At 40.4% G+C, this 17,753-nt stretch carries 15 protein-coding genes; 10 read left to right on the forward strand and 5 right to left on the reverse strand.

Going from position 1 to position 17,753, the window contains the following annotated elements:
* Positions 1-657 precede the first annotated feature (657 nt).
* The 3 genes from QQJ93_RS03710 to QQJ93_RS03720 all read left to right on the forward strand — a co-directional run bounded on the left by QQJ93_RS03710 (position 658) and on the right by QQJ93_RS03720 (position 3,919).
* Positions 658-2,088: a DEAD/DEAH box helicase gene (locus QQJ93_RS03710; protein ID WP_089124149.1), complete on the forward strand. Its 1,431-nt coding sequence runs from the start codon at positions 658-660 to the stop codon at positions 2,086-2,088.
* Positions 2,089-2,831: 743 nt separating this feature from the next.
* The gene (locus tag QQJ93_RS03715) at positions 2,832-3,182 is read left to right on the forward strand and encodes a hypothetical protein (protein ID WP_089124150.1); all 351 of its coding nucleotides are present in this window, start codon (positions 2,832-2,834) and stop codon (positions 3,180-3,182) included.
* A gap of 206 nt (positions 3,183-3,388) precedes the next feature.
* On the forward strand, positions 3,389-3,919 hold the full coding sequence (locus QQJ93_RS03720; protein ID WP_089124151.1) for a GNAT family N-acetyltransferase: 531 nt from the start codon (positions 3,389-3,391) through the stop codon (positions 3,917-3,919).
* Positions 3,920-3,975: 56 nt separating this feature from the next.
* Here the strand turns inward: QQJ93_RS03720 and QQJ93_RS03725 are convergent, their stop codons facing one another.
* Entirely contained in the window at positions 3,976-4,923 is a 948-nt protein-coding gene (locus tag QQJ93_RS03725; protein ID WP_089124152.1) for a Gfo/Idh/MocA family protein, read from the reverse strand.
* A gap of 150 nt (positions 4,924-5,073) precedes the next feature.
* Between QQJ93_RS03725 and QQJ93_RS03730 the strand changes: the two genes are divergently transcribed.
* Positions 5,074-5,688 (forward strand): LysE family translocator, encoded by a 615-nt coding sequence (locus tag QQJ93_RS03730; RefSeq protein ID WP_089124153.1) that lies wholly within the window; start codon positions 5,074-5,076, stop codon positions 5,686-5,688.
* A gap of 54 nt (positions 5,689-5,742) precedes the next feature.
* Positions 5,743-6,138, forward strand: coding sequence for a DUF2391 family protein (locus tag QQJ93_RS03735; protein WP_089124543.1), 396 nt, complete (start codon positions 5,743-5,745; stop codon positions 6,136-6,138).
* A 47-nt stretch (positions 6,139-6,185) separates the two neighbouring features.
* Here the strand turns inward: QQJ93_RS03735 and QQJ93_RS03740 are convergent, their stop codons facing one another.
* Positions 6,186-7,562, reverse strand: a complete 1,377-nt coding sequence (locus QQJ93_RS03740; RefSeq protein ID WP_089124154.1) for an alpha-amylase family glycosyl hydrolase — start codon at positions 7,560-7,562, stop codon at positions 6,186-6,188.
* Between the two features lie 88 nt (positions 7,563-7,650).
* A complete protein-coding gene (gene lamB / locus QQJ93_RS03745) occupies positions 7,651-8,931 on the reverse strand; it encodes a maltoporin LamB (RefSeq protein WP_089124155.1) in 1,281 nt (426 codons plus the stop codon).
* A gap of 1,025 nt (positions 8,932-9,956) precedes the next feature.
* Between lamB and QQJ93_RS03750 the strand changes: the two genes are divergently transcribed.
* From QQJ93_RS03750 to QQJ93_RS03760, 3 genes are read left to right on the forward strand one after another with little or no spacing between them, the layout of a single operon-like run.
* Positions 9,957-10,496 (forward strand): hypothetical protein, encoded by a 540-nt coding sequence (locus QQJ93_RS03750; protein WP_089124156.1) that lies wholly within the window; start codon positions 9,957-9,959, stop codon positions 10,494-10,496.
* Positions 10,497-10,498: 2 nt separating this feature from the next.
* On the forward strand, positions 10,499-11,590 hold the full coding sequence (locus QQJ93_RS03755) for a KTSC domain-containing protein (RefSeq protein ID WP_089124157.1): 1,092 nt from the start codon (positions 10,499-10,501) through the stop codon (positions 11,588-11,590).
* Between the two features lie 54 nt (positions 11,591-11,644).
* Positions 11,645-11,932 (forward strand): hypothetical protein, encoded by a 288-nt coding sequence (locus tag QQJ93_RS03760; RefSeq protein ID WP_089124158.1) that lies wholly within the window; start codon positions 11,645-11,647, stop codon positions 11,930-11,932.
* Positions 11,933-12,058: 126 nt separating this feature from the next.
* Here QQJ93_RS03760 and QQJ93_RS03765 read toward each other — a convergent pair whose 3' ends face one another.
* Positions 12,059-12,988: a DMT family transporter gene (locus QQJ93_RS03765; RefSeq protein WP_089124159.1), complete on the reverse strand. Its 930-nt coding sequence runs from the start codon at positions 12,986-12,988 to the stop codon at positions 12,059-12,061.
* Positions 12,989-13,152: 164 nt separating this feature from the next.
* The gene (gene malK / locus QQJ93_RS03770; protein WP_089124160.1) at positions 13,153-14,262 is read right to left on the reverse strand and encodes a maltose/maltodextrin ABC transporter ATP-binding protein MalK; all 1,110 of its coding nucleotides are present in this window, start codon (positions 14,260-14,262) and stop codon (positions 13,153-13,155) included.
* Between the two features lie 510 nt (positions 14,263-14,772).
* On the opposite strand from malK, the gene malE reads away from it, so the two are divergent.
* Both malE and malF read left to right on the forward strand, forming a co-directional pair.
* Positions 14,773-15,951 (forward strand): maltose/maltodextrin ABC transporter substrate-binding protein MalE, encoded by a 1,179-nt coding sequence (gene malE / locus QQJ93_RS03775; RefSeq protein ID WP_089124161.1) that lies wholly within the window; start codon positions 14,773-14,775, stop codon positions 15,949-15,951.
* 213 nt (positions 15,952-16,164) lie between these two features.
* Entirely contained in the window at positions 16,165-17,742 is a 1,578-nt protein-coding gene (malF, locus tag QQJ93_RS03780) for a maltose ABC transporter permease MalF (RefSeq protein ID WP_162497290.1), read from the forward strand.
* Positions 17,743-17,753 lie beyond the last annotated feature (11 nt).

The raw sequence follows: 17,753 nt of genomic DNA on the forward strand, positions 1-17,753 counted from the left end.
TTCACTATCAATCCATGATTTATTCAATGGCGGCAAGAATACCGACTTTCTAATTAAAGTGAAATAGGGAAACGGCAATTTTTGGGGATAAAGTTACGCATAAAGAGTACAAGTATAGCCATTGATAATAGAGTGGTCGATTTCTATGCAAATGAGAAGTGGTGCTAACTATACCCAAGTAACCTCAAGATGCGAGTTTCAGCAAGATTAAAACAAGTTTTAGGCAAGGCAAATTGAAGATGATCATAGTTATTTTATCTCTGTTCAATTTAACGCAGCATGAAGCTTGTTTTAACTTGCCCTTCGGGAACTTCATCCAAGCCCTTAGTCTACGTCAGATTTAATTGAAAGGTGCTTACATTCCGCATAAATCTTCCTTGCCTAAAGGCTTGGATGATAGCTCTGAATTTTGCATCTTGAGGTCATTTGGGTATATCTGTGATAAAAGTCACGATATTTGTTGCTGCTTTTAGATAAAGCGGTCAGAATAGCCGCTCAATCAAGATTATTAATATCACTTCCAGCGACACCAATCCTGAAAGCAGAGTAGATTCTCATATACCTTGTCACTACAACAAGTAAATATAAGGTATACAAAGATATTGATATTCATACCTCTAAGCCAATTGGCTTTTCTATTTATCGAGATCAATATTTATGAGTTTTTCCTCTTTAGGACTTTCTGCCCCTTTACTTAAAGCGGTGGAAGAACAAGGCTATACGACACCTTCACCAATTCAAGCGAAAGCTATTCCTGCGGTTATCGAAGGTCAAGATGTGATGGCCGCCGCGCAAACCGGTACGGGTAAAACGGCTGGTTTCACATTGCCAATTCTTGAGCGTTTATTAGCGGGTGATCGTGTTAAACCAAACCAAGTTCGCGCATTAATCTTAACGCCTACTCGTGAGTTAGCGGCTCAGGTGCATAAGAATGTTGAGCAATACAGCCAAAATACTCGCTTAACCTCAACGGTTGTATTTGGTGGTGTAAAAATTAACCCACAAATGATGCGACTAAGACAAGGTGTGGATGTACTCGTCTCAACTCCTGGTCGTCTATTAGATTTATATAATCAAAATGCAGTACGTTTTTCTCAATTGGAAGTCTTAGTATTAGATGAAGCCGACCGTATGCTGGACATGGGATTTATTCGTGATATCCGTAAAATCTTGTCTTTCTTACCCGCGAAGCGTCAGAATTTATTATTCTCTGCAACTTTCTCTGATGAGATCCGTCAACTTGCCAAAGGCTTGGTGAATAACCCAGTAGAAATTTCGGTTAACCCAGCTAACCAAACCGCAACCACGGTTGAGCAATGTATTTATCCTGCGGATCAAAAGAAGAAAGCACCAATGTTGCTTAAACTGATCCAAGATAATGATTGGCAGCAAGTGTTGGTATTTAGTAAAACCAAACATGGCGCTAACCGTTTAAGCCGTTTCTTAGATGAAAAGGGTGTGACTTCGGCCGCCATTCATGGCAATAAAAGCCAAGGTGCACGAACCAAAGCACTTGAGAACTTTAAAACGGGTGAAGTACGCGTTTTAGTGGCGACGGATATCGCTGCTCGTGGTATTGATATCGCGCAATTGCCACAAGTTGTGAACTTTGATTTGCCGCATGTCTCTGAAGACTATGTACACCGTATTGGCCGTACTGGCCGTGCGGGTGCAACTGGTAAAGCAATTTCTTTAGTATGTGTTGATGAAGCCCATGACTTATTCTCGATCGAGCGCCTAATCAAGCAAGTATTACCGCGTATGGAACTTGAAGGTTTCCCTGTAGTCAATAAATTGCCGGAATCGAGATTAGATACTCGTCCAATCAAACCGAAAAAACCTAAGAAGCCGAAAAAGACTTTCCAACATAATGATGGTCAACGTTCAGGTGAAAATGCCCGTGGTCATAAACCAGTAAGCAAAAATCGTCGTCATGCGGGCAATGCAAAACCGGCTACAGCATCTACTGACGGAGCGGCAAAGCCACAAGCCAATGCGCGCCCTAAACCCGCTGCAAACCGTAAGCCAGCAGGTGCATCGCCACAGCGTAATCCTAAAAACAATGGCAGTAATTTTAAAGCGAATTAAGCCCAGTAAAATATAGGATTGGCCGTGTGCGAGATCACTTACAAGCTATGTGAGTTATCACGGTTATTCAATCTAAAAATCAGAAAAGGCCAATTTTAACTTGTTGTTATAGTTGGCTTTTTTGTTTTGTAGTGTTTTTTGTTTAGAGAAAGAGCAAAAACTTTGAATTAGGTCTCTTGAGGAATCTCAACAGAAGCGTAGTCTTATCGGTGTCGGAAGGAAACGACATAGGATTTAAGAAAAACCAAGACGGTTTTATTCAGGATGAAGTTTGACGGTTAGGATAACGGTCAGCAGGAAGCAAAGGACATTTGACGGATTAAATTAAGCGGCAGGATGCGGCTGAAACGGATAAATGGACACCTCTAGTTTGAGGAAGGAACACCGCTCAAGGAACAAGTGATGAGCGCTAATTAGGAACGATTAGCAGCAAGGATTTGCGTAAGGACACCGTTAGGAAGGCGATGCAGGAATGAGCTTAGGATAAGCACTATCATGGATTCGATGCATGGAGCATAGATAGTAGCAGGAATGCTGCGAGTAAGACTATAACCCCGATACGAAAGTGTCGGGGTTTTTCTTTTTTACGCATTCTACGGAATACTACTAAGTAGGATTCATTTCTTTGTGCTTTGTATTGCTGATCAACGTAGAAATATATCCAAGTCACTTGGGTATAGTGTAGAATCCGCCTCAAGATGCTCGATTAAGAGTGAAAGACCTAAATACAAGGCTAATAGAACATGCAACAAAGTGATTTCGAAACACTCGTAAAAACCCTATGTACTCTAGATTCAGTACCGACTGCGCTTAAATTCTTGCAAATGAACAGCGACAGCAACGTGGCCGATGCCGCTAAATCGCTATCAGGTCAATTTGCACTAGCAGAAGTGGAAGGTGAGAACCGTATTTATCATGTAACGACTCAAGAAGATGATAACGGCGTTGAGCAAGAGTACGTTGAGCATATTATGAATGAAGGCGATGATATTATTCGTTTCGTTGCGTGGTTCTTCGATATTATGTTCGATGTAAAAACGAAAGAAACTTATGCCGCAGCTGGCAAAACGTACACTCAACCAAAGCGTAGCTAAGCTAATTGAGGTAAGTTAAACCTCTGTTTTCACTCGTAGATAAAGGCCAATAGAGTAATCTGTTGGCTTTTTGAGTTTTATATCACCTACCTTTGCTACCACCTTCATATATTCTGTTATTTATCCGTAAAAAAGTGCAATCTTTGGTTGGTTTTTCGATACATTAGAGAAAACAATAATGTAATACATAAACTCAAGGAGCAAGGATGTTCGTTAGAGAAGCGGAATTTCAGGATTATTCTAAAATAGCCAAATTACATGCCACGAGTTGGCAGCAAGTCTACCAAGGTCTTTTAGATGATGACTATTTGGAAAACCGAGTGGAAGATGAGCACATGGCGATGTGGCAAACTCGTTTAACTCAACCACCACTTAATCAAGGGGTATTGGTGTTAGAAGAAGCAGGAGCCTTGTGTGGTTTTGTTTGCTTATATGGTAATCATAGTTTTGACCAAGGTACGATGATTGATAACTTGCATGTACATAAAGATCAGCGTGGTAAAGGATACGGAAAAGCTTTACTAGCAGAAGCGGCAACTTGGGCACAAAAGCATTTTGCTGATTCGGGGATCTATTTAGAAGTATTGAAGGGGAATGACCCTGCTAAAGCATTCTATCAATCATTGAATGGGCAAGATGATGGCGACTTTATTTGGAGGGCCCCTTGTGGCTCACAAGTCGCATGTCATACTTATTGTTGGGAAAGCCCGAAAGCTTTACTTAAAGCAACAAAATGATAAACAAAGAGATCCTAAAATAGGATCTCTTTGTTTTTGTGGATTGGGTATATGGGTTAATGTACCTTGCGAGTTTGTTGCTTTAATACATGTTGGCATAAAGCATCAGCTAATAAATGCGAGGCGATATTTCGTTCCACTAAAGCCGATGGCATACGACCGGTTTTTACTACACCTAACCATTCTTGCACCATGTTATCAAAGCCTTTGGTGGCAAGCATTGGCATCCAGTCTTTGGTTTGTAACTGTTGAGCGTTATCGTCTTGCCACAGTGTACCTTCCATAAAACCACGGAACTCATAAGATTGATTAGCAAAATCAGCTGACACTCGTTCTTGAGTTTGACCAAACATACGGTTCATCGAGGCATTAAGTAAACTACCTTGTTGTTGCCATTGCACGTTAATACTTGCCAGTTGCTGGTTATGGCTCCACTGGGTTGCGATATGCATATTGGTAATATTGGCTTGAGCAAAAATATTCACACTATCGAGCGGGTGAATAAAGTCATCAAAAATAAAGGTACGAACATCACCAGGTTGATTAAAGCGATGTTTTTCCCAACGCAATGAGTGCAAAGGGTTAAGCGGCATTCCAGATTGGACACCAACTAAATGCTGGTTGAATAGGGGAATATGGCGACGATTAAACCCTACATATAACGGCGTATTATTACGCTGAGCTAACTCATATAAAGCTTCACAATCATGGCCGTTATCAACCAGTGGCTTATCGATAAAAGTAGCAATGCGTTGAGATAGAAAAAAGCTGGCCATATCTTTATGGCTAGAAGTCGCGCTGTGGATCATAACAGCATCAACCCCAGCATGAATCAGTTGACGATAATCGCTGTAATACTCACGAACGTTATATTTGGTTGCTAATCCCTGTAGTATATCTGCATTACGTGTACACAATACCCATTCGACGCCTTCAATTTGAGTGATAAAAGGTAAATAGGCTTTTTGTGCAATGCTGCCGAGTCCAATTAATGCAATTTTCATAGCGCTTCCTTTTAACTTGCCCTGCGGGAGCTTCATCTTGAAGTTACTTGGGTAAATTAATTTTTATATAAAGAAATGAATACCATCATACGGATTTTTTTCAGTAGAATAACCATTAAATTCAATATTTAAATATTGTGAAGGGATTCAATGACACTAACAATCTGGCTTTCGCTGTTACTTATCTGTTTACTTGGCGCAATGTCACCGGGGCCAAGTTTGGCGATGGTCGCGAAACATAGCTTAGCGGGTGGGCGAAAAAATGGTTTAGCCACTGCCTGGGCCCATGCGTTTGGTATTGGTTTGTACGCGCTATTTACGATTCTTGGTTTGGCTATTTTACTTCATCAATTCCCATTGGTGTTCAAAGGCATTACGTATGCAGGCGCAGCATATTTAGCTTGGTTAGGTTTTAATGCTATTCAATCAAAAGGTGGTATTGCAGAGCGTTTAGAGTCAGGCCGTAGTTGTTCCATTGCTCAATCTGCCAAAGAAGGTTTTTTAATTTCTATTCTTAGTCCGAAGATCGCCATTTTCTTTACAGCGTTATTTAGTCAGTTTGTTGCGGTAAGCGCAGAAACCAGCAGCAAAGCGATTATTGTTATGACCCCATTCATCGTTGATGGACTATGGTACACCTTAATTACCTTCATGTTATCTAGCCAACTTCTACTTTCTACCCTGCGTAATAAAGCGCATTGGATTGATCGCATTTCTGGAGTCGTGTTGATTGGATTGGCACTGCGAGTGGTGTGGGTGGCTTAAGCCAACTAGAATGAAAGGGAAGTTCATATGACGCAATCACTAAAGAGTCGCTTGATGAAACTGAATTTTAATCTTGAAGATGCCAGCCAAGTGATCATTGGTGCGTTTACATTGGCAGTTCCTATTTCGTTTTCGGAAGAAGCCTGGGATTTAAGCAAAACACTACCACTGGAAAATGTAGTGATGCTGTTTATTATTTCAATAATATTCCTTGGTTTTTTTGCCTATCAAAGTGTATTCCAAAGTGATGTGAAACGCCGAATGTTAGCTTTTATTCTGCGTATTGTGATTGCCTACCTACTCACCATTTTTGTGGTGGCATTAGTATTGTTTGCTTTAGATAAGTTACCACTACAAACCGAACCACTATTAGCATTCAAACGATTAATTTTGATTGCTATGCCAGCCTCAATGGGGGCGATTGTTGTGGATAGTTTTGATAAAGAGTAATGCTTAAAATAAAGCCAAAGCTGAGAACTCTGGCTTTGAATCTTGATTTAAGCCAACAACATAATCCCAGACTGAGCAGGTAACGTTAGTGTTTGACGTAGTAAGTCATCGCCACCGAGCCAGACATTAAATTGGTTTTGATTGGTTGGCAGATTGATATGGCATTCTTCAGATCCTTTATTAATCGCGACGATGCCTACCGGTTTTTCTTCCGTTCCTCGCAAAATAACTAAAACATCGTTGGTTGATTCAAGAACTTGCACTGGTGAGCTATGAACTTGTTTATGAAACTGAATCATCTTGATAAGACTAGTGTCGTGCCAGCTTTGTTCCCATCTAGGGTAGCCTAATGCATCCAGATCGTTACTGGTGTTTAAATCGGTATAGATTAAAGGCGCACCATCGCTGCAACCAAGTAAGTAGCAGTAAACCAATTGCTCTTGTTGTGGCGATAACATTTGATTGCGGAACACATCGTTATTGGGAATATCATGTGTCACTGCAAAAGTAATCGCGCGTTTATCGTCTAGGCATTGCCCTTGTTGGTACAAATCTAGCAGTAAAGTCATATTGTGATCATGTTTGAACACATTTAATAAACGATGGAATAGCGGGAAGTCATACGCATCGAAAGTTGTTGATTCAATAAACGGCTTTAAAAATACTTCATATTCCGCTTTTCCTTCACCGCCGTCAGTAATGATCTCACCAAATATTTTCACGCCTTGGCAGACTTCTTCAGTCCAAACTAACGCGATATGTTCAGGCGAAAGGTGTTTGGCGGCATCAATACGAAAGCCTGCGACACCGAGATTTTTCAATGCTTGTAAGTAGGCTTGTTGATTAGTCACCACGTTTTCAGTTGGAGCTAATGTTGGCAAACCAGGATCGGTATCACTGCCACTGAGTCGGCCTTTTTGTACATCGTTGGCATCTAACCAATTAGTGATTGGAAAAGCGGGTTCAAAATCTTCATCAGTAAACAATGGCTGAGACAAGTCGCCAAACAGCTTTAGTGATTCAAAGTGTTCTGCATTAGCCTGGTAGTCTGCCATTGTTTGTGGATTAGGGTAGGTTAAGTCACTACGTACTTGAGACTCATTGGCCATATGGTTAAACACCACATCGACGTAAAGTGAAATGCCATGCTCAGACAAAGCACGTTGCATGGCAATAAAATCATGAGTGTTGCCCAGTGGGTTATCAATCACTCGATAGTCTTGTGGCTGATAACGGTTCCACCATTCAGAATGGTTGGGCGATGTCATCGCTGGAGAAACTAAAACAGAATCATAGCCTAGTTGAGCAATACGCTCGGCTTCACTGGCCACTTTTTGATACGGCCAATCAAAGGCATGTAAAATCACATCGGCAGAAGATGTTGCTGTTTGAGCAGTAACAGATTGATTTGTGAATACAGACATAATGCCTCTTTATAAATAATAAAAATTATTGAAACGCACAACGCCAGCAACATTGGCCGGCGCTGTGTTTTAGCTTAAACCTTTAGGCTTACCACCATGCTTCAGCTTGGATACCAACTGAGAATTCATTCGATTGGTCGTTACCAAAACGGTTGTCGTTTTCGAAATCATCAACGTAAGAGGCGTAGACACGGATTTCAGGGCGAGCCCAGAAACCAGAGCCAGCAGACCATGCTTGTGCGACGGTGAATTTAGCACCTTCGTTATCAGCACCATCGGTTCCCCACTGATTTTCTTCTGTGTAGTAACCTGCTTCAAATTCGGTTTTCATTACTTCAGACCAGTTATAGATTGGACGCATAACAACGTTAGCAAAAGTATGGTCTTTTTTATTACCTTCGTACGAACTTTGAGCGTACATCACTTGGTGACCGAAATCCCAATTCTCGCTTAAATCAACTACACCAAAGTTGATGACACGGAAGCCAGTATCGCCATCTGAAACGGCAGGGACCCAGCTACCAGAACCTAGACCAGCCATCCCCGATGCTGCGCCATTAGTGGCAAATTGGAAAACAGTTTTGTTGAAACCACCGAAGAAGTTACCTTGAGTGATTACTGCTGTTGCCATTACGCTATCTTCAGTATCAAGGTCATAAGTTTCTTGTTCATCAGTTTCGTTAACCATGTAGTAGTTAACACCAAGCTCTAATGTTGCATCTTGCCATAAACCTAGGTCGGCATAACGTAAATCAAAGTTGTTAACGTTGTAATTTTGTTTATCAGTAACGCCATCACCATCTAAATCGACACCAATATCATTACCTAAAGAGTCATCACGCATGAACGCAAATGAGATTTTACCTGGGCCAGCCGTGACATTTTCAATACCGCCACCGGCACCACCTGATGTGTTCCAGTAGTAGAAGTCTGTAATGTGAATATCTTGACGTTGGTAGTAACGTTTACCAGCCCAAAGAGTTGCTTCTTTATCAAAATCGAATAAGCCTTTTGCTTGAACGTTAAATTGAGCAAGTGCGACATCAGCACCGTCTTCATCATCACGAGCTGATTCCCAACCATTTGAACCATCAGAGCCATAAGCAATCATTGAGCTTACAATGAACTCAGCACTGTCACCGGCTTTAATAGGAGTTGTATCTAGTTGAACTTCGCCGTAGACATCATCTTCGTTACCAAGACGACCGACTTTATTTCTTTCGTATGATTCATTTGCGCCACCATGTGCACTCACGCCAGCACCAGCACGCATATAACCATGGAAATCGACACCTACCGCCATTGCAGCAGGAGCAAGTAACGCAGAGGAAACGGCAGCAGCAGTTAAACAGACCTTGAGGTTTTTCATGTTATTAATCCTTTATATTGTTTCATCTTGTTCACCGGTCGTTTGATTAACCAAGTGAAGCGATTGGATCTCTGAATGTGTGGCGGCTTTTAGTGAGCTTTTATTTGAATCATTCAGCGATGAAGCAATTTTGCGAGAAGTGAGGCAAAGTCACATCCTCCCGATATAAGGGAGTCGGGGGAGTAGAAATAAAGGATGAGTGCGGGGATCACACTTGGTGCAAAGTAAGGCTTCGCAAAGTGCGATTTGAAACAAGATAAGGCTAATTACCCCCTTAGAAAATGAGATCTTTAGCTCAAATAATCGGGATTTGTGAACAGAGTAGGATTTTATGAATTGAATGATGATTTAGTGGTTTGTCTCAGTATAACGTTGAGATAACGGTGCTATTAAGTTGCTTCTATCCTATTTATCTACCGTAGATTTTCTCTTCTACACCATTCTGTGAATGTCTCAGTTATTATCTGAAATCAAGATTAATTAGAACCAAAATGTAACTGATATATTTGTTATGAGTTTTTTTTGTATTGTAAGCCGAAAGTGATATTCGTGTGGGTTTAATTAGATGAAAGTTTGAGGCCTTATAAATAGACTTAAATTTAATTTAGTAGGTTGCTATGAGGCATTAGCCCATCTCTTTTCTTAATAATTAAATTACCGAGGTCTTATAGGAATACTTGATATATATGGGTCTGTTCTAGGCAAAGTGACTTATTCATTCAGTGATAAATGAATACAAATATTTTTAAAGGGATTAGTTTATGAATAAAATAAAAGTGATTTTTGCGTTGGCGTTTTTTTCTATATCATTTTCACCAAACATATTTGCTTATGATGTGTGAAATAAAAATCAAGAATATAAGTCAGGTGAAATTGTAGAATGGAGTGAAAAATTATATATATCATCTCATTGGACAAAAGGTGTAGAGCCGATTGAAAATAATATTAATTGGGACGGTTGGATTTTTATTGATAAGAAGAAGTTAACCTACTGGAATAGTCATGAGATATATACTGGTGGCGAGGTGGTTGTAATTAATGATAATTATTATCTAGCTAGTTGGTGGAATAAAAATGAGTATCCTGAAACATCATCGGCTTGGCGTCATTTAACAAATATAAATTTTGATGATAAAGAATCGCCAAAACTAGGACATGGTGACTCTACTATTGAAGGAAGTGATGCAGATGACAATGGGATCCGTGACGACTATGAAATTTCCGTTAGAAAATCATACCCAGATGAAGAAATAGTTAATGTAGCACTATCTGCAAGTCATGAGTGGAAGACATTGCTACAAGTCAGCCTAAAAGAAGATATGGTTATAACAAAAAAGTATGCCAGTGATTCATTTTCAAATTTAATTGCTCTTAATAGGTGCTTTATTGAAATAAAGAAAAATGATCCTAGCTTTGATTCCCCAACAAAGTTGTATTTCAATACTTTAGAACGAGCTTTAGAGAAAAGAAGTGCAGAAAATAAACTGTTTGATGTGCTTTCTAATGATTTGTCAGGAATAAAGACGTCAGATACTCCTTGTGTAAATTTAACATTGGTGAAATAAAGATGAAAAAACTACTATCAATATTGACTTTATTATGGATTATACCTAATGCACAAGCTAATAACTGGTGTGAAAGTAACATAGATAAGCTTCAGCTTTTTTACGTGAATGGTATGTATACCACTCCAAGTGGATTTGTCTCAAATATTAAAGATTTAGATGATTTTCAAGACAGCTACCTCACTCAGTTTAGAAAAAATGGAGTGGTTGAAGGTTCTTATAACCGTTATGAAGGACATATTGCTCAATTTTATGAGGTTGCCAAGCAGAAGTACCAAGATCTTGATAAATATAGCCAAGAATATGTCGTCTTAACATCTATCCTAGGTGGCTTCATTACGGAGTTATCAACGGAAGAAGTGTCGATTATCACACCAGTTCTTATTGAAATATTAAGTTATCTTCCCGATCACGCCATTGAATCGGAAGTTGACTTTCAAAACGCGAGTATTAGATTGAAGTCACTATTAAGTGACTGTACTCGTACTGTGCTTATCTGTCATTCACAGGGTAATTTCTACGCAAATGCTTTGGTTAATGAGATTGTGAACACTTATACCTATCCCAATGGCATCAGGCTTTCTGATTACCCAATGCTTGGTATGATGAGTATTGCCAGTCCCGCAAGTTCTGTTGGCGGTAACTTCGGGCATAATAACCCTAGCTTAGTGGGTGTGCTAACTAACAATAACGACATTGTAATGGCAGCTGTTCAGGATTTGCTCGGTGCTGTCCCTGCAAACTATGATGCTGTTGACAATCTATTGGATGCAACGGGCCATAGCCTTGCTGATTCTTATCTACATTTACATGGTCAGGCATCGGTTATTGCTAGTAAAGTAAGCTCCATTACAACCAACTTATATCCTATGCCTCTTTTTGAGCAGCACCCGTCTAGCTCTTCAGCGATATCTCATATAGGCTATTCGGAAATTAGCGATCTGTTAGATATTAGGTTTAAGCATGGTGGTGGATACCGTTATCATAATGTTCCCTCTCAAGTTTGGGATTCATTCTATTGGTCAACATCTCACGGCTCATACTTTAACCGGAATATAAAAGACAAGTACGCTTTTGAGAAAATTGAAGACTAATGTTAAACGCCCTACTAAGTAGGGCGTCATTTGGGATAATTAACAGAGAGATAAATGAAAGTACTGTTAGCGCTATTAATATTGAATCATACCGTATTTATATGCTTTGAACTGTATCTTGAATCTATGATGATGAGTACTGACAGTCGAGTGTATGGACAGGCACCTGGCTATGGTATGCTTTACGCACTTGTCATTTTTCCTGGTCAAGTGTTGCTTGAGGCTTTACTGGTTATTGGGCTTGTTTACCAAATGTTTTTTGTAAAACATATGAAGGCTTATTCAATACTATGGATAGCAGCAGCTGGATCTTTCCTTATGGTGATACGGAATAACTTGTAATGGTTATTTTTTCCCGAAACTCAACTGTTAAGTAAAAAACTTAAATTTCAATATATGTGGTTCTTTTTGCCCTTAAGTACCAATACATATTCTAATCAATGGTTTAAAATCAAACGTATATATTCATTACTGCCGTTTACTACGAGTCACCAAATAAATACCCGAGCAGACCAGAATTAGTGCGATAAGGTTCTTCCACTCTAAAATGCTTTCATTTAAGAATAGGGCAGACAATAAGCTACCGAAGATTGGGATCAAAAAGTTAAAGATAGTGATCATGCCAACAGGGTTATATTTTAAAAGAATACTCCAAAGCGCAAAGGCGGCGGAAGACAGTAGCGCCAAATAGATCAGTAATAGCACGCTAGATAAATGAAATTCACCGCTGTGACCACCAGACAAGTAACCAATCACCAGTAATGCTGCGCCACCGATAGCAAGTTGCCATGCGGCCATAAGCATCGCATCCATTTTTTGAGATAGACGCTTACCGTAAATAGATGCAGAAGCGAGGAAGAAGGCTGCTAATACAATCGAGCCTTCACCTGCTAAGCTAAACTGAAAATCAAGCAATGAGGTATGAAAGTTCACGATAAACACGCCCAGAAAGCCAATTGCACAACCTAGAGCTTTACGGTGAGTTAAGCGGTCATTTTGATAAATAAAATGCGCTAAAAGCACACTAAAAAACGTACCAGTTGCGTTCATGATTGAAGCCTTTACGCCAGTGGTGTACGCCAAACCAATATAAAAGAAGATGTACTGTAACGTGGTTTGACTCAAACCTAATGCTGCCAGCTGGCTAAATTTCGGCAACGTCATATTCATACTCGGTTTTTTAAGAATACGCGCAATGATAAATAGAAACACGCCTGCCAAGAAGAAACGCTGCCCTGCAAACACCATCTGAGACGCCACATCATGCGGCTCAATGGATAACAATGCATAGCCTGTTTTGATCGCCGGATAAGCACTACCCCATAAAAGAGTACATAAAATGGCAATAGAAAAAACGATAGGAAGGCGCGTAAAAATGTTGTCAGCAGACTGCTTCATAAAACGTCCAAAAGAGGGGAGGATGAAAAGAGGTGGTCAATATATCAAAGATGGTGAGTAAAGGCATGAGGATTGTTACTTGGGTATAGAAGCTTAAGAACAAAAAAAGCCCCAAACAAACATTAGCTTGGGGCAAAAGGCACTTCTATGACATTAAATGTTGCTTACACGCCACGTTCTTTAAATAAGCGTTTACACGCGCGACCGTCGCTGTGGAATAGGTGGCAGCGGTGGGCTGGAATACCGATTTGGAAAGTATCGCCAGAATCGACATCTAAAGTGTCATTTTCACGGTAGATGAAATCAGCATCGACATTATCAAGGCTTAAGTAAACTTGAGTTTCATTACCGAGTTTTTCGACCACTTGTACTTTACCTTGAATCACCACATCACCTTCGCCACTTGGCAATAAATGCTCTGGGCGAACACCTAATGACATTCGTGCGCCAGCTTGTACATCGGTACCGTCGACTTGGATCCAGAATGAGGCTTGGCTAGCCAGTTCTACTTTTACGCGTTCTGCTTCCACTTCTTTGACTTGAACATTAATGAAGTTCATTTTTGGTGAGCCAATAAAACCAGCTACAAAACGGTTTTCAGGGTAGTGATAAAGCTCTAATGGTTTACCAACTTGAGAAACACTACCACCGTCTAGTACTACGATTTTATCCGCCATCGTCATCGCTTCTACTTGGTCGTGAGTGACGTAAATCATAGTGCAGCCCAACTTCTTGTGTAGCTTGGCTAGTTCAATACGCATTTGAACACGCAGCGCGGCATCTAGGTTGGAAAGCGGTTCATCTAATAAGAAAACTTCCGGTTGCGCGACTAAAGTACGACCAATTGCCACACGTTGACGTTGACCACCTGAAAGGGCTTTAGGTTTACGTTCTAGTAAGTGACCAAGTTGTAAAATATCAGCTGCATGATCAACGCGAGATTTGATTTTTGCTTTATCTTCTTTCGCTAGCTTCAAGCCAAACGACATATTGTCAAATAAGTTTAAATGCGGATACAAAGCATAAGATTGGAATACCATGCCGACACCACGCTCAGAAGGGGGGACATCATTCATTTTGGTATCACCGATGAAAAGCTCACCAGAAGTAATATCTTCTAAACCTGCAATACAGCGTAGTAGGGTGGATTTACCACAACCTGATGGACCGACAAAGACCACAAATTCGCCATCTTGGATCTCCAAATCTACATCTTTAGAAATGAGGTTGTCTCCATATGCTTTACAAACTTTTCGTAGAGTCACACTCGTCATCTGGTCTTCCTTCTAATAGATTTTCGATGTTTAGATAATGAATGTTAAATGTTTTTTATTATCCAAACATGTTGATTATTAATGCGTTATTTACATTCTCTTAGGTAATGCAAAAAGCGACTATGGGACTTATCTTACCGAAAACACACTAATAAACCTCATCCCTATACATTTAATTTTTGGTGGACGCAGGGGGATGAGTGCATAGATCACACTTTTTTATTGAGATTCAAATTGGCGGTGTAGACAGGAGTATGATGTGCGCCCGCTCACGTTTATTGTCTATTTTTCGCTTGAGATAAAAAATATTGTGAATCTAGGTCACAAAAGTCAGCTTGTGAGCGGGGGGCGTAGAAGTTAGGAGGATGTAGGTATGTGGGAATTATCGCATTATTTTTTCATACCAAACGTGGCTACTTGCCTATTAAAGGTATGTCATGTGTTACGAACCCTACATTTTGTTTCGACGCCCGTAGCACTTAAATAAGAACAATAGAAAGGATCATGGAAATGAAAAAAGTCCTCAATACTGCCATTTTATGTAGTCTAGCCTTAAGTGGTGTTAGCGCGCATGCTGCTATAGAAGAAGGTCAACTTACCATTTGGATCAATGGTGATAAAGGATACAACGGCCTTGCTGAAGTAGGTAAAAAGTTTGAAGAAGATACTGGTATTAAAGTCACAGTATCCCACCCAGATAAACTAGAAGAGAAATTTCCTCAATTAGCTTCTACTGGCGATGGTCCTGATATTGTTCTTTGGGCGCACGACCGTTTTGGTGGGTATGCTCAAGCAGGTTTACTTGCAGAAGTAAAACCATCGTCTGATTTTAAATCGAAATTTGCAGATTTTACTTGGGATGCGGTGTCTTATGAAGGTAAGTACATCGGTTACCCTGTAGCGGTAGAGTCACTATCTCTTATTTATAACAAAGACCTTGTTAAGACTCCGCCAAAAAATTGGGAAGATATTGCAGCACTAGATAAGCAACTACAAAAAGATGGCAAAAAAGCGATTATGTGGAACTTGTCTGAACCTTTCTTTACTTGGCCAGTATTAGCTTCCGATGGTGGTTATGCGTTTAAGTTTGAAAATGGTGCTTACAACCCGAAAGATGTCGGTGTAAATAACAAAGGTGCGCAAAATGCGATGAGCTTTGTGAAAGGCCTAGTGGATCAAAAAGTGATTTCACCGGATGTCGATTACACGATTGCGGAATCTGGTTTTAATAAAGGCGAAGTAGCAATGACCATCAATGGTCCTTGGTCTTGGGCAAACATTGATAAAGCCGGTATTAACTACGGTGTAACCAAACTGCCAATGTTTAACGGTAATCCTTCAAAACCATTTGTAGGTGTATTAACGGCAGGCATCAGTTCTGCATCACCAAACAAAGATTTAGCGGTAGAGTTTATTGAAAACTACATGCTAACCCGAGATGGTTTGAAAGCTGTGAATGATGATACGCCACTTGGTGCGGTTGCTTTAACCTCTTATCAAGAAGAGTTAGCTAAAGATCCACGTATTGCGGCAACCATGGCGAACGCAGAAACAGGCGAAATCATGCCGAACATTTCTCAAATGTCAGCCTTCTGGTACGCAGAGAAAGCGGCGATTGGCAACGTAGTTAATGGTCGTCAATCAGTAGAAGAAGCGCTAAATACCGTTGCGGAGCGCATGACCAAATAAGGTCAAATGGTCCTCACTTGAGGATTGAGGGAGGGGAGTCTCTCCTCCCTCTATTTTGTAAGTTATCCGTCTGCTTTAGTTTGGGTTATGCCTTTATTAGCCCAGGAATAGTGTTAGTTATTGGAATTAACACTTATGCAGTTTCAAAAGCTTTCGAATTTTACTCTGTGGCATAGTGCGCAAAGTCAATTCGATACAGAAACGGAATTTAATATGTCAGCGAATATTATGTCATCTAGTCTAGCGCCACATTCTGCGCCTCGTCCTTTTCCTTGGCTGAAAACGCTCGTACTTTCAGCGATCACTCTTTTGAATGGCTATGCGATTGTACTGATGTACGCTCGTGGTGAGTTTGCTTTTGCCTTACTTACCCTAGTGCTTGCTTCAATGGGTGTGTACGTATTTGCTCGTAAGCGTACTTATGCTCATCGTTATATCTACCCTGGTGTCGCGGGTATGATCTTGTTCATCATTTTCCCATTGATTTATACCATAGGGCTGGCATTCACTAACTATAGTGGCGCCAATCAACTTAGCTTTCAGCGAACTCAAGGCGTATTACTTGAGCAGAGCTTTCAAAGTGGTGACAGTTATACCTTCGAGCTACGTCAACATGACGACGTATATTCGATTGCTTTAAAACAAGATGATCACTGGCTCGTGTCTCAACCGATCTCTTTGTCTGATGGTTCGGTTGAAAAACTAGAAGGGCATCTTAAATTAACCCCTGCGACAGAACTTCCTGGCAAAAAAGCACCATTAAAAGCGGTGATCCAAAACCGTAACGTATTAAACCAACTTGAAGTACAAACGCCTGATGGTGAAGCGTTAGTGATGTCGGGCTTGCGTAAATTTGCTCAAGTAAAACCGCTCTATAGCTTAGATGCTGATGGCGAAACGTTAGTGAATAACCAAACTGAACAGGTGTTAAAACCAAACTATGAAATTGGTTATTACCAGCCAGTCGATGCAGATGGTCAGTTTATAGGTGACTACATCACTCCAGGCTTCATCGTTAATATTGGTTTTGACAATTTCACTCGTATTTTCAGTGACCCAGGTATTCAAGGGCCATTCTTTAAAATCTTTGTTTGGACAGTAGTATTTGCAGCAGCAACCGTGGTTCTGACATTGGCAATGGGCGTAGTTTTAGCGCAAATTGTTTCTTGGGAAGCGTTGAAAGGCCGTGGCGTTTACCGTGTGCTATTGATTTTGCCTTATGCGGTGCCAGCGTTTATTTCTATCTTAATATTCAAAGGCTTATTTAACCAAAGTTTTGGTGAGATCAACCAACTATTGCAAGGCTTGTTTGGCTTAAGCCCCGCTTGGTTTACCGACCCGTTCCTTGCTAAAACCATGATCATTATTGTCAATACTTGGCTAGGTTACCCATACATGATGATCTTAGCGATGGGGATGTTAAAAGCGATTCCTGATGATTTGTATGAAGCATCCGCAATGGATGGCGCAGGCCCGATTGATAACTTTATGAAAATTACCCTGCCGTTATTAGTTAAACCTATGGTGCCGTTATTAATTGCTAGCTTTGCCTTTAACTTCAACAACTTTGTATTGATTCAACTATTAACCAACGGTGCGCCAGATATGATTGGCACCAGTGTTCCAGCCGGTCATACTGATTTATTAGTGAGCTACACCTACCGTATTGCGTTTGAAGGTGCGGGAGGTCAAGACTTCGGTTTAGCCGGTGCGATTGCCACACTTATCTTCTTATTAGTGGGCGGCTTATCGCTACTGAATATGAAGTTCACTAAGTTAGAAACAGAATAAGGAGATTCAAC

Source organism: Vibrio algivorus, assembly GCF_030161215.1.
Classification (GTDB): domain Bacteria; phylum Pseudomonadota; class Gammaproteobacteria; order Enterobacterales; family Vibrionaceae; genus Vibrio; species Vibrio algivorus.

What these genes read in the sequence shown, in the direction of transcription:
- QQJ93_RS03710 (WP_089124149.1), top strand. Translation starts at nt 658, where the DNA reads ATGAGTTTTTCCTCTTTAGGACTTTCTGCCCCTTTACTTAAAGCGGTG.
- QQJ93_RS03715 (WP_089124150.1), top strand. Translation starts at nt 2,832, where the DNA reads ATGCAACAAAGTGATTTCGAAACACTCGTAAAAACCCTATGTACTCTA.
- QQJ93_RS03720 (WP_089124151.1), top strand. Translation starts at nt 3,389, where the DNA reads ATGTTCGTTAGAGAAGCGGAATTTCAGGATTATTCTAAAATAGCCAAA.
- QQJ93_RS03725 (WP_089124152.1), bottom strand. Translation starts at nt 4,923, where the DNA reads ATGAAAATTGCATTAATTGGACTCGGCAGCATTGCACAAAAAGCCTAT.
- QQJ93_RS03730 (WP_089124153.1), top strand. Translation starts at nt 5,074, where the DNA reads ATGACACTAACAATCTGGCTTTCGCTGTTACTTATCTGTTTACTTGGC.
- QQJ93_RS03735 (WP_089124543.1), top strand. Translation starts at nt 5,743, where the DNA reads ATGAAACTGAATTTTAATCTTGAAGATGCCAGCCAAGTGATCATTGGT.
- QQJ93_RS03740 (WP_089124154.1), bottom strand. Translation starts at nt 7,562, where the DNA reads ATGTCTGTATTCACAAATCAATCTGTTACTGCTCAAACAGCAACATCT.
- lamB (WP_089124155.1), bottom strand. Translation starts at nt 8,931, where the DNA reads ATGAAAAACCTCAAGGTCTGTTTAACTGCTGCTGCCGTTTCCTCTGCG.
- QQJ93_RS03755 (WP_089124157.1), top strand. Translation starts at nt 10,499, where the DNA reads ATGAAAAAACTACTATCAATATTGACTTTATTATGGATTATACCTAAT.
- QQJ93_RS03760 (WP_089124158.1), top strand. Translation starts at nt 11,645, where the DNA reads ATGAAAGTACTGTTAGCGCTATTAATATTGAATCATACCGTATTTATA.
- QQJ93_RS03765 (WP_089124159.1), bottom strand. Translation starts at nt 12,988, where the DNA reads ATGAAGCAGTCTGCTGACAACATTTTTACGCGCCTTCCTATCGTTTTT.
- malK (WP_089124160.1), bottom strand. Translation starts at nt 14,262, where the DNA reads ATGACGAGTGTGACTCTACGAAAAGTTTGTAAAGCATATGGAGACAAC.
- malE (WP_089124161.1), top strand. Translation starts at nt 14,773, where the DNA reads ATGAAAAAAGTCCTCAATACTGCCATTTTATGTAGTCTAGCCTTAAGT.
- malF (WP_162497290.1), top strand. Translation starts at nt 16,165, where the DNA reads ATGTCAGCGAATATTATGTCATCTAGTCTAGCGCCACATTCTGCGCCT.